The organism is Campylobacter concisus (assembly GCF_003048985.1).
Taxonomy (GTDB): Bacteria; Campylobacterota; Campylobacteria; order Campylobacterales; family Campylobacteraceae; genus Campylobacter_A; species Campylobacter_A concisus_AY.
The window spans coordinates 98259-109955 of the sequence record NZ_PIRS01000001.1 but is presented as its reverse complement, the minus strand read 5'-3'; the positions used below and the strand labels follow the sequence as shown (position 1 = coordinate 109955).

At 39.5% G+C, this 11697-nt stretch carries 9 protein-coding genes and 2 pseudogenes; 4 read left to right on the top strand and 7 right to left on the bottom strand.

Annotated features, from left to right (window positions below; translation table 11 throughout):
* Position 1: 1 nt before the first annotated feature.
* From CVS91_RS00530 to CVS91_RS00515, 4 genes are all read right to left on the bottom strand, one after another.
* Positions 2-439 (bottom strand): pyridoxal-5'-phosphate-dependent protein, encoded by a 438-nt coding sequence (locus CVS91_RS00530; RefSeq protein ID WP_107829536.1) that lies wholly within the window; start codon positions 437-439, stop codon positions 2-4.
* A 30-nt stretch (positions 440-469) separates the two neighbouring features.
* The gene (locus CVS91_RS00525) at positions 470-1711 is read right to left on the bottom strand and encodes an ArsS family sensor histidine kinase (RefSeq protein WP_107829534.1); all 1242 of its coding nucleotides are present in this window, start codon (positions 1709-1711) and stop codon (positions 470-472) included.
* A complete protein-coding gene (locus CVS91_RS00520) occupies positions 1711-2388 on the bottom strand; it encodes a response regulator transcription factor (protein ID WP_002940190.1) in 678 nt (225 codons plus the stop codon). Before CVS91_RS00520 ends, CVS91_RS00525 begins: the two co-directional genes overlap by 1 nt.
* A 97-nt stretch (positions 2389-2485) precedes the next feature.
* Complete coding sequence (locus CVS91_RS00515; protein ID WP_103639701.1) at positions 2486-3889, bottom strand: Do family serine endopeptidase; 1404 nt, start codon at positions 3887-3889, stop codon at positions 2486-2488.
* 155 nt (positions 3890-4044) lie between these two features.
* Between CVS91_RS00515 and CVS91_RS00510 the strand changes: the two genes are divergently transcribed.
* The 3 genes from CVS91_RS00510 to CVS91_RS00500 are packed head-to-tail and all read left to right on the top strand — an operon-like array spanning position 4045 to position 6948.
* Positions 4045-4941, top strand: coding sequence for a DnaJ family protein (locus CVS91_RS00510; RefSeq protein ID WP_009293707.1), 897 nt, complete (start codon positions 4045-4047; stop codon positions 4939-4941).
* A 3-nt stretch (positions 4942-4944) separates the two neighbouring features.
* The gene (locus CVS91_RS00505) at positions 4945-5319 is read left to right on the top strand and encodes a heat shock protein transcriptional repressor HspR (protein ID WP_107791571.1); all 375 of its coding nucleotides are present in this window, start codon (positions 4945-4947) and stop codon (positions 5317-5319) included.
* Between the two features lie 3 nt (positions 5320-5322).
* Positions 5323-6948 carry a cation:proton antiporter gene (locus CVS91_RS00500; protein WP_107829531.1) on the top strand — a complete coding sequence of 542 codons (1626 nt, stop codon included), beginning with the start codon at positions 5323-5325 and terminating at the stop codon, positions 6946-6948.
* Positions 6949-7210: 262 nt separating this feature from the next.
* On the opposite strand, the gene CVS91_RS00495 is transcribed toward CVS91_RS00500, so the two are convergent.
* The 3 genes and pseudogenes from CVS91_RS00495 to secA form a co-directional block, all read right to left on the bottom strand.
* Positions 7211-8410, bottom strand: coding sequence for an ABC transporter permease (locus tag CVS91_RS00495; protein WP_107829529.1), 1200 nt, complete (start codon positions 8408-8410; stop codon positions 7211-7213).
* Positions 8411-8461: 51 nt separating this feature from the next.
* A pseudogene (locus CVS91_RS10605) lies at positions 8462-8563 on the bottom strand (SEC-C metal-binding domain-containing protein); the annotation flags it as partial.
* Positions 8564-8671: 108 nt separating this feature from the next.
* Positions 8672-11068: pseudogene (gene secA, locus CVS91_RS00490) on the bottom strand (preprotein translocase subunit SecA); the annotation flags it as partial.
* A 97-nt stretch (positions 11069-11165) separates the two neighbouring features.
* Here secA and lolA point away from each other — a divergent pair.
* A complete protein-coding gene (lolA, locus tag CVS91_RS00485) occupies positions 11166-11678 on the top strand; it encodes a LolA-like outer membrane lipoprotein chaperone (protein WP_002940204.1) in 513 nt (170 codons plus the stop codon).
* Positions 11679-11697 lie beyond the last annotated feature (19 nt).

Genomic DNA, 11697 nt, shown 5'->3' with positions numbered 1-11697 from the left:
ATCAAACGATGTCTTCAAAAACTTCAAATTTATCTTGATTTACAAGCATCTCAAGCAAGACACCGTAGTTATCTTTTATCTCATCTTGAAGTTTTATAGCAAGCTCTTTTGCATCTTTGCCATCTTTTGGATAGGTAACTACTAGATCGATCGGCTCAGCGTTTAAAAACTCTTGTATGCCAGTTAGTAGCTCGCTAGCACCTCTCTCGTTTGTGCCGTGAAGCACGACTACATAGTGCTCATTTTCTCTTATAACGACGTCAGTTTGTCTTAAAATTTTCTCAAAAATTTCGCCATATTCTTTACTATTTGGCAAAGAAAAATATATCAAAGATAAATTTTTCGCATAGTCCTTTACGTTTTTGTAGCGTTTGATTATTGCTATCTCAAGATCGATTATTGATAAAATATCAACTGCTGAGAAGATTTTTGCCGCCATTTTTACACTCCTTTTTTTGCGGTTTTGATTTTACGCCGCTATTATATCTTGTAAATTTTCAAAAATAAAGACATTCATTCCATTTTTGTATTCATAGCCAAATTTTAGTCCATGAGCCTCAAGGATGTTGCTAACTATATATAAACCTAGACCAAAGCTCTTTTGCGCATCCTCGCCCTTGATAAATGGCTGGATGTAAAAGTCAAGATCGTTTTTTAGCTTCTCGCCTTGAGTTATAAATTTCATATGATCCTTGCTAACCATGATATTTACGTGCTTATCGGTTGAGTACTTTATGCCATTATCTATCATATTTTTTATAGCGACTGAAAATAGCTTAAAATCAACCATCACCCTAACCTCATCAAGCTCGCTAATGCCAACATGCTCCTTTTCAACCATCGCTATATCGATAGCCTCATCGATGAGATCCCTCATAAGGCAAGGCGTTTTATTGGTAAGTCCTATCTTTGAAGTGATCTGCTCGATCGCCGCAAGCTCATTTATCAAATTTTCAAGCTTATGAAAAACTGAGATGAGCCTCTCTTGATTTTTACTTTTTTCTATCATTTGAGCAGCGATCAGCCCCTTTGTGATAGGCGTTTTTAGCTCGTGCATGATATTTCTTAAGAAAAGATGCCTTGAGTCATTTAGTGCCTTGATCTGACAAACAGCCTCATAAAATGCCTCTGAAACCTCAGAAATTTCATCCTTGCCGTTGCCGACATTTTGCACGCCGTTTAGCTCGCCATTTGCAAATTTCACGATCTGACGCTTTAGCTTTCTTAGCGGTTTTATCTTATAGATGACAAAGATATAAGCAGCCAGCAAGATGACTGCAACTACGGCAAACACAGCCTTTATCACCTCGTATCTGTAAGGTTGAAATTCTTTATCCATCAAAAGCTTTAGCTCATCTAAATGCTCGATCTTTAGGTAGTGATGCTTATCATAAAGTAAGATCGCACTTGATCCTAGATCGCTTGAAATTTCTTCTAAAACGGCTGCATTTTTTAAAATTTCTTCTTTTTCATTTTTAGCTGTGATCTCTGGCATGTCGATGTTTGAGAGCTGACGGTCGTACTGAGCTTTATTTATGATGCCACCCATGTAGAGCAAATTTGTCCTAGCGACGTTTGAGTATTTGTTATTTAGCTCCCTTGTGTAGTTTTGTTTATCAAAGCTCATGAGCCACAAAAAGGCTAGAAATATCGAAACGAGCGCGAGTCCAAAGATAAACGTTATCGTGATAAATATAGAAGATCTTGGCATCAAAGGACCAACTTATAGCCGATGCCGCGGATCGCATGGATGTATTTTGGCTCTTTTGGATTTTCATTTAGTTTTTGGCGAATTCTGCCGATGATAACGTCGATACTTTTGTTTGAGCTATCTTCATTTATGCTCTCGCAGTTGTAGATGAGCTCCTCTCTAGTGACCGCCCCACCCTCTTTTTGAAGCAGATATTTTAAGATGTCATACTCCGCTGCGGTTAAATTTAAAACGCTGCCTTTAAATAAAATTTCTCGCTCAAATTCTTTTAAAACCAAGTCTTTATTTAAATTTCTTGCCTCATTTGCAGGAGCTATGCTCTGCCTTCTTAGATGGCTTTTTATGCGAGCAAGAAGCTCTTGTGGGTCATAAGGCTTTGGTAGATAGTCATCCGCGCCGTTATCTAGGGCATTTACTTTGTCCGTTATATCGTGCCTTGCGCTTGAGATGATTATAGGGATGTTGTGCTTTTTTCTTATCTCTTTGCACACCTCTAGTCCGTCCATGCCAGGGAGCGTAAGATCAAGGATAACTAGGTCAAATTCACTTGTATTTAAAGTAGATAGTCCGATATATGGCTCCTCGGCCGTCGTTACTTTTATGTCGTAGTTTTCTAGGTATTCAGTTAAAATTTCAGCAAGCTCCATATCATCTTCTATCATTAAAATTCTAGTCATGATCTTTCCTGTTGTAAATTTATTTTTAAGGATTATAGCAGATAAAGGTTTTAAAAATTTAAAAGAGTTAAGAGCTGAAATTTCAGCTCTTAAGTAGTTATTTTATAACAAGACCTTGCATGATGCCACCGCGGTTTATCCACACTAGCGTCTTTTTGCCTTTTGCATTTTTAACAGTGCTTGCAAATGTTTGAATATCTTTTATGCTCTCTTCGCCAACTTGAACGATCACGTCGCCTCTTTCAAAGCCAAAGTCTTCAGCTTTTGAGCCAGATTTTACGTCAGTTACAAGCACGCCTTGAGTATCTGGGCTGATCTTATACTTAAATCTTATCTCATCGCTTAGATTACTAACGCTAAGACCTTCGATGATGACGCTTTTTGTCGCATCTTTTGCGTTGTGATCCATATTTACAAGCTTGATTTTTGTATTCATGATTTTATTTGATCGCTCGTAAGTTATATCAACGCTGCTATTTGGGGTTAGTGAGCCGATGAAATTTTTAAGATCATTTGCATTTTTGATAGCTTTGCCGTTTGCTGAAATAACCAAGTCGCCTCTTTTTAGCCCTGCTTCATCTGCTGGCATGCCCTGCTCTACGCCGCTTATTAGCGCACCCTCTTTATTTGTATAAAGCTCTTTTTGCTCATCGGTTAAATTTGCTATCGTAACGCCGATAAATCCACGCTCGATCTTACCGTCAGTTATTAGCTTTTTAGCGATATCTTTTACCATATTTGATGGGATCGCAAAGCCTATGCCGTTGTTGCCACCACTTTTTGAAAGTATGGCTGAGTTTATACCGACTAAATAGCCCCTGCTATCAACCAAAGCGCCACCTGAGTTACCAGGGTTTATAGAGGCGTCTGTTTGGATGAAATTTTCATATTGATTAAGCCCGATATCATCTTTGTTTAGCCCTGAGACGATGCCTTGAGTGATGCTCTCGCCTACGCCAAAAGGATTGCCTATGGCAAAGACGACATCCGCGTCAAGTAGCTTTGACGAGTCAGCAAATGTGATCGCATTTAGCCCATTTGCCTCTATCTTTATAACGGCTAGATCGGTCTTTGGATCGCTGCCTATTAGCTTCGCTTTATACTCCTTGCCACCCTTTGCCAAGGTCACAACGATCTGGTCGCTATCTTCGATGACGTGGTTGTTTGTAACGATGTAGCCGTCATTTGAGATGATGACGCCAGAGCCAAGAGAGGTTGTCTTTTCTTTCTCTTTTGGTTTTGCAAAGTTAAATCCAAAAAATTCATTAAAAAACGGGTCGTTAAACATCTGCTCGATGCCAGCGTTGCTTACTGTTTTTGTAGTTGAGATATTTACAACTGAAAGTTTTGCCTGAGCGATAGAGTCATAGTATGAAAGCACACTATTTTTATCACTTAACGGCGAAACTCTAGTTACATCTTGGTTTGCTTCGTTAAATTTAATATCAGCTCCCATTAGCAAAGAAGCCGCTGCTAATGAAATTAGCATAAATTTTTTCATTTTTTTCCTTTAAATTGAAAATATCTTGAAATTATAAATAGAGCTTAAAAATAAAATCTTAACGCTTTTTTCTCCTTTGTAAATAAAAATAAACTTGACTTGCATAGACTAAAGTTTTGTGATATAATCCATGTCAAAAAACATAAGGAGAATATATGAGCGAAAGCTTATATGAAACTTTAGGAGTTTCAAAAGGCGCATCAAGCGACGAGATAAAAAAAGCTTATAGAAAACTTGCTAGAAAGTACCACCCAGACATCAACAAAGACCCTGGAGCAGAGGATAAATTTAAAGAGATAAACGCTGCTTATGAAATTTTAAGTGACGAGAAAAAACGTGCCCAGTATGATCAATACGGCGATAATATGTTTGGCGGTCAAAATTTCCACGACTTTGCCAGAGGTTCAGCCGATATGGGCGATCTAAACGATATCTTGAAAAATATCTTCTCAGGCGGATTTGGCGGAGGTGGCGCTAAATTTAGCGGTGGCTTTGGCGGAGGTTTTGAAGGATTTGAAGGCTTTGGTGGAGGCGGATTTGGCTTTGGCGGAGCTGATCTAGATGTAAATGCTAAAATTTCTATACCATTTGACGTGGCTGTAACTGGCGGCGAACATAAGATAAATTTTAATGGCGAAAGCATCAAGATAAAGATCCCAAGCGGTATAGAAGGCGGCGAAAAACTTCGCATAAAAGGCAAAGGCAAGAGTGCTGGCGGTCAAACTGGCGATCTTATACTTGCCATTAGCGTTGAACCAAGCGACGAGTATGAAAGAGTTGGCGATGATCTTTATAAAGATGTAGAAATTCCACTAAAAACTATGCTCTTTGGCGGTAAGATAAATGTGCATACATATAAAAAAGATGTAACCATTAAGATCGCTGAAAACTCAAAAACAGGCACGAAGATCCGTCTAAAAGGATACGGCGTGCAAAACAGAAAGAGCGGAATTTATGGCGATCTTTACTTAAAAGCTAGGGTAAAACTTCCAAATATCAGTGAGCTTGACGAGGGCTTAGTAAAAGAGTTAAAAGAAAAATTACCGGAGTAAAAAATGCAAAATTACGAAGAACCACTTTTTTTAATAAGCGTTGTAGCAAAGGTTTTAAGCATACATCCACAAACTTTAAGACAATACGAAAGAGAGGGACTAGTTGAACCCTCAAGAACAGATGGCAAGATGAGGCTCTACTCGCAAAAAGACGTTGATCGTGTAAAAACGATACTAAATTTGACCCGTGAGCTTGGCGTAAATTTAGCAGGTGTTGATGTGATACTTCAGTTAAAAGAGAAAATTGACGATTTAGAAGCAACTATTGATGAGTTAAATAAAAAATTACACGAAGCTACCAGTCAAACTAGCACCAAAAGATCGCTGGTAAAGAGAAAAAATAGCTTTGATCTTGTATTTTACGAAGGCAAAAAATAATATATGGAACAAATTTTAGAAGGCTTCTTGCTTGTCGCTGCGATCTCAGTCGCGTTAAATGTCATTTTTAAGAAATTTCAGATACCAACCATCATCGGCTACATCGTAACCGGCACGCTTATATCAGAATTTTTCAACCTAAAAAGCAACGATGAAATTTCTCATATCGCGGAATTTGGTATCGCATTTTTGATGTTTACGATCGGACTTGAGTTTAGCTTTAAACACCTGATGAGCATGAAAAAAGAGGTCTTTCTAAATGGCGGTCTGCAAGTTTGCCTAAGTGGCTTTGTGATGGGCGTGATGCTCTACTACGCGCTTCATCTAAAGGACGAAACAGCGCTTATCGCAGGTCTTGCCTTTGCTCTATCTTCAACTGCGATCGTGCTAAAAACCCTAAATGACAACGGCGATGTGAGTAAAATTTATGGTAGAAAGGCACTTGGAATTTTGCTATTTCAAGATATCGCCGTCATCCCGATCTTGCTTATGATAGATATGTTTAGCTCGCAAGATGCCTCGATAAATGAGCTTTTACTAAAGACATTTACGAGTGCGGTTATACTTATAGTTGTGCTATTTTTGCTCGGCAAATATGTCATCAACTGGATATTTTATAAGGTCGTTCAGACAAATTCGCAAGAGGTTTTCATAGCTACCATTCTCTTCATGGTTGTTGGCTCTAGTACACTGGCTCACCTCTTTGGCTTTTCATACTCGCTTGGCGCATTCTTAGCTGGTATGATGATGGCGGAGACGCAGTATAAGCACCAGATCGAGGTCGATCTCATACCTTTTAGAGATCTACTTCTTGGACTATTTTTCATAACCGTTGGCATGCAGATAAATTTTGTAGTCGTGCTTTCAAATATCTGGCTAGTTCTAGGGCTAGTCTTTAGCATAATGGTCGTAAAAGCCATCGTCGTTTTTACCGTTTTAAATATCTACTTAAAACGCAGGGTCGCTGCTAAGACCGCACTTAGCGTCTGTCAGATAGGCGAATTTGCACTGGCTGTTTTTGGTCTGATGACTACAAGAAATTTACTAGATATCCAAACTGCTCAAATTTTCATCGCAGCCTCTGTCATATCGATGTTTGCGACACCTTTTATACTTAAAAAGCTTGACGTCTTAGCTGATCTTGTAGAGCGTGAGGTGGTAGTTGAGTTAAACGAGACCTTAAAGCCACAAAAACTAAAAAATCACATCGTAGTCTTTGGCTACGATAGGCTCGGTCAAGAGGTAGTTTTAAGACTAAAAGAGACAAAGCTTTTATACATCGTGCTTGATAATGACATCAGCCTAGTTGAGCTTGGTAGGAGCCGCGGGGAAAATGTATTTTTAGGAAACGTGCTTCAAAGCAACACTCTTGAAAATGCCTGCCTAAACGACGCAGCGGCCGTTATCATAACAGTTAGCAACGAGCAAAGAGTTGAGCTAATCGCGCAAAAGATCAAAGACTACGGCGCAAATATCCAGACTATCATCAAAGCAAATGGCGAGGGCAACAAAGATATCTTTGGCGAGCTAGGCGAGAATTTCCACCTTATAAGCGAAGAGCGCGTCATGGCAAAAACCCTTGTTCATGAAGCCCTTCAGTGCAAGATCGATCACGACGTAAGAGCGTAGTAAATTTAGCTTCTTAAAACACGCTTTTTTAAGTTCGTTTAAATAAATTGATAAAACTATTAGCAATATTGTTGATTATATAAGAAAAAAAGAAGCTAAAAATTTGTCTAGCCGCAGTATCATTTAGACATAAATGGCAAAGAATTAAAAATTGATGAGCTATTAAAAGATAAAAATAGAATTTATTGCAAATTAAAATAAAAGCATATTAGACAATAATATGCTTTTAAAAATCAAATTTAAAGCCTAGCTTTGCCAGACTTTACTCATTTCTTAAAGTTTGAAGGACATTTACCTCTGTGGCTTTTTTGGCTGGATAGTAAGACGAGATAGCCACGATAAACACAGCGCCAACTACGATAAGCACAAGATCAATAGTTGAGAGTTCAAGTGGTAGTTTGCTTGAGCCATAAACGTCAGCTGGCAGGTCTATGATGTTGAAATTTCCAAGTAAAAATAGCCCCAAAAAGCCAAGCACTAGGCCAAATATAATGCCACCTCCGCCGATAACTAGCCCTTGATAAAAGAAGCTTCTTTTTATCTCGCCTTTGCTAGCTCCAAGTGCTAAAAGTAAGGCGATCTCCTGCCTGCGGTTCATCACGGTCATTAGCAGTGAGCTTATGATATTTAGCGACGCTACAAGGATAATAAGCATCAAAACTATAAAAAGTGCTCTTTTTTCAAGTGCGAGCGCTGAGAAAAAGTTACCATTTTGCTCCCACCAGCCAATGGCAACCGTGCCTGCTGGAAGCCCCTCGCGCACCCTTTTTATATCATCAAATGGCTTGTTTGAAAAGATGTGAATTCCATCATAAACGCCCTTTGGATAGTCCAAAATTTTCCTTAATGCATCAACTGAAGTATATGAAAACGCCTTATCGTAGGCGATTAGCCCAGATGTAAATGAGCCGCCTATGTCAAAGCGCTTCATCTTTGGCGTTAGCGAAAAGCCGGCTGGATCAGCCTTTGTAAAGATAAGCGTTAGTTTTTCATCGTTTCTTAGTCTAAACTCGCTCGTTATGCCGCTTCCCACAAGTATCTCAAAACCATCTAGCTCTTTGTCTTTTAAAGCTTCATTTACGACTGAGTTTATTTGCTTTTCATCTTTAAAATTTACGCCATAAATTAGTCCGCCTTCAAGCGCATTTGCCGAGCGGTAGATGACCTGCGTGCTGATATATGGACTAAATTTAAGGTCGCTAAATTTAGCCTTTAGCTCATCTACAAAGCCATCATCGATCGATCCTTTAAAGGCGCTTTGAACGGTTATAGGATAGTTCATCGTAAAAAGTTTGCGCTCAAATTCTTTGTCAAATCCGTTCATAATAGCCATCGCAACGATCAAAACCATAAGACCGATGCTAACACCAAGAAAGGCAAGCAACGCACTTAGAGCGATAAATGGCTGAGTTTTATCAAATCTTAAATATTTAAAAAGTAGATACTTTGGTAAGCTTGTCATTAAATAGCCTTTAAAAGATTAAGGCGCTTTGGCGCCTTAAAAGTAGAAATTTTAAGCAAATATGCCTTTTTTAGGGCCACTTTTGCCGTGGCAATCTTTATATTTTTTACCGCTTCCGCAAGGGCATGGAGCGTTTCTTGGTATCTTTTTTTCTGGCGTGAAATTTTCATCTTCGCCTTGGTTGTTGTAATTTAGAGGCTCATTTTCAGCATTTTGACTAGCTTCAAGCATCATCCTAGCTTGCTCTTCTTGCTCCTCACGGCTCTTAAATCTAACGATTTGAAGCGTTTTAACGCTCTCAGTTTTTAGTCTGCCAACTAGCTCCATAAAGAGGTTGTAGCTCTCTTTTTTATATTCAACTAGCGGATCTTTTTGATTATACCCTCTTAGGCCGATGCCAGTTTTTAGGATATCCATCTGATAGAGGTGCTCTCTCCACGCATTATCAAGCACTTGAAGGTATAAAATTTTCTCTATATCTTTTCTTTGCTCTTCATTTAGCACGCTCATCTTTTCGTTATATCTAACCTCTAAAATTTGCGCTATTTTTTCTACTAGTTCGTTATACTCTAGCCCTTTTAGCTCGCTCTCGTCGATCTCTTCGCCACAATCCGCAAGGATAATAGAGCATAAATTTTTAATGTCATAGTCATCTTTCAAGCCGCCATGGAAAATTTCAGCCGTATCAAGTAAATTTGTAGCGTATTCAACTCTATTTTGAGCTATCTTCTCGCTCATATCGTAGTTTTTATCAAGTAGCTCATCGCGATATTTATAGATAGTCTTTCTTTGCTCATTTGCCACGTCATCATACTCGAGCAAGTGTTTTCTAGCCTCAAAGTGCAAGCTCTCGACTTTCTTTTGAGCATTTTCAACAGCTCTTGTCACCATGCGGCTCTCGATGCTTTCGCCCTCGTCGATACCAAGCCTATCCATGATCGCTTTTATGCGGTCGCTACCAAAAATCCTTAAAAGATTGTCCTCTAAGCTTAGGTAAAATCTACTCATGCCAGGATCGCCCTGACGTCCAGCACGGCCACGAAGCTGATTATCTATCCTTCTACTTTCGTGCCTTTCGGTGCCGATGATATATAGACCGCCTAAATTTCTAACCTCATCATCGATCCTAATATCAACACCACGTCCAGCCATGTTTGTAGCGATAGTCACAGCGCCTTTTACACCAGCTTGCGCGATGATCTCGGCCTCTTTTTCATGGTTTTTAGCATTTAGCACAGAGTGTGGGATGCCAGCTTTTTTAAGCATCTCATGAAGCACCTCACTACGCTCGATACTTGCAGTTCCTACAAGCACTGGCTGACCTTTCTCGTGAGCTTTTTTGACTTCATCGATAACTGCTTTAAATTTCTCGTTTTGAGTTTTATAGATAAGATCGTTTTGATCGATCCTCTTAACTAGCACGTTTGTCGGGATCGAGATAACTTCAAGATTATAAATTTGAGAAAACTCGGTAGCCTCTGTCTGAGCTGTACCAGTCATACCTGCAAGCTTTTTATACATCCTAAAGTAGTTTTGGTAGGTTGTATCAGCTAGCGTTTGGCTCTCTTCTTGAATTTTCACACCCTCTTTTGCCTCGAGCGCTTGGTGAAGCCCCTCGCTAAAGCGCCTACCCTCACTTAGACGTCCTGTAAATTCATCAACTATAACGACCTCACCATCTTTTACGACATAATGAACGTCTTTTTCAAAAAGGTTGTGTGCTTTTAGAGCTTGATCTAGGTGGTGGCTTAGCACGGCGTTTTCAAGGTTATATAAATTTTCAACTCCAAAGAGCTTTTCGGCCTTGCTTATGCCAGCTTCTGTGATCATTATCGTTCTATTTTTTTCATCTACTATAAAATCCCCCGTTGGCTTTGAGCCTGGCACGTTTGGATCAGCTGGAGTGCCTCTGGTAAGCTGTTTTGCGACTTGATCAGCTCTTATGTAGCCATCAAGCGTGCGGTTTGTTGGACCAGAGATTATAAGCGGTGTTCTAGCCTCATCTATCAAGATACTATCGACCTCATCGACAATAACGAAGTTATGGCCTCTTTGCACCTTTTGACCAGCTTCAAATTTCATATTATCACGCAGATAGTCAAAGCCAAATTCTGAGTTTGTGCCGTATGTTATGTCGGCGTTATAGGCAGCTTGTCTTACTTCATCGTCGTATCCGCCACTTAGTATCACATCAACACTTAAGCCTAAAAAGTTATAAAGCTCGCCCATTTGCGTCGCGTCACGCTTTGCAAGGTAGTCATTTACAGTTACAACGTGCACGCCCTTGCCGCTCATCGCATTTAATATAACTGGCAAAGTCGCAACCAAAGTCTTACCCTCGCCTGTCTTCATCTCAGCGATCCTGCCATCGTTTAGCACCATGCCGCCAATTAGCTGCACGTCAAAATGGCGCATCTTAAGCACCCTTTTGCTAGCCTCTCTAACTAACGCAAAGACATCATTTAAAATTTGATCTAAAGTGACTTTCTCTTCTACGACTTGGGCTTTTAGCTCGTTAAATTTGATCTTAAGCTCATCGTCGCTCATCTTCTCATAAGTAGGCTCTAGCGCGTTTATCTGCGCCACACGTTTTATGTATTTTTTGACTTCTCTATCGTTTTTCGTGCCAAAAATCTTTCTAAATACCGATGAAATCATTACTTTACCTTCCTAAATTTTTAAACTTTGGATCTTAGCATAGTTTAACTATTTATTTAATTAAACTGGGCTAGAATACGCCAAAAAAGGATAAAAAATGAGAAAATTTTTGATAGCTTCTCTTGTTGCAGTTTGCTCATTTGGCGCTGGCTTAAATTTTAAAAGCCTGCAAAGTGACTTTACGCAAACTGTCTTTAGCGAGGGCAAGAGTGTAAATTATAAAGGTAGATTTTACGCTAAAAGCGACAACACCGCACTTTGGATATATGAAAGTCCAACACCAAAGAGAATTTACTTTGACAAAGACAAGGTGGTCGTGATCGAGGATGAGCTTGAGCAAGCCATCATTTCAAGACTAGATGACACGCCAAATTTGACGCAGGTCTTAGCTCATGCAGAGCAAATTCAGCCGACACTTTATAAGGCGATATATGACGGGGTTGAGTACTTTATAACGATCAAAAACACGCTTCCAACGACGATTGATTATAAAGACAAGCTCTCAAATAAGATAAAAATCACTCTAAGCAACCCAGTAAAAGACGCGCTCATACCAAAAGAGACGCTAACTCCAGTCATCCCACAAGGTTACGACATCGTAAATCAATAAATTTGGCTAGCTTTTAGCC

Coding starts and splice junctions, on each gene's coding strand:
- CVS91_RS00530 (WP_107829536.1), bottom strand. CDS start 439: ATGGCGGCAAAAATCTTCTCAGCAGTTGATATTTTATCAATAATCGAT.
- CVS91_RS00525 (WP_107829534.1), bottom strand. CDS start 1,711: ATGCCAAGATCTTCTATATTTATCACGATAACGTTTATCTTTGGACTC.
- CVS91_RS00520 (WP_002940190.1), bottom strand. CDS start 2,388: ATGACTAGAATTTTAATGATAGAAGATGATATGGAGCTTGCTGAAATT.
- CVS91_RS00515 (WP_103639701.1), bottom strand. CDS start 3,889: ATGAAAAAATTTATGCTAATTTCATTAGCAGCGGCTTCTTTGCTAATG.
- CVS91_RS00510 (WP_009293707.1), top strand. CDS start 4,045: ATGAGCGAAAGCTTATATGAAACTTTAGGAGTTTCAAAAGGCGCATCA.
- CVS91_RS00505 (WP_107791571.1), top strand. CDS start 4,945: ATGCAAAATTACGAAGAACCACTTTTTTTAATAAGCGTTGTAGCAAAG.
- CVS91_RS00500 (WP_107829531.1), top strand. CDS start 5,323: ATGGAACAAATTTTAGAAGGCTTCTTGCTTGTCGCTGCGATCTCAGTC.
- CVS91_RS00495 (WP_107829529.1), bottom strand. CDS start 8,410: ATGACAAGCTTACCAAAGTATCTACTTTTTAAATATTTAAGATTTGAT.
- lolA (WP_002940204.1), top strand. CDS start 11,166: ATGAGAAAATTTTTGATAGCTTCTCTTGTTGCAGTTTGCTCATTTGGC.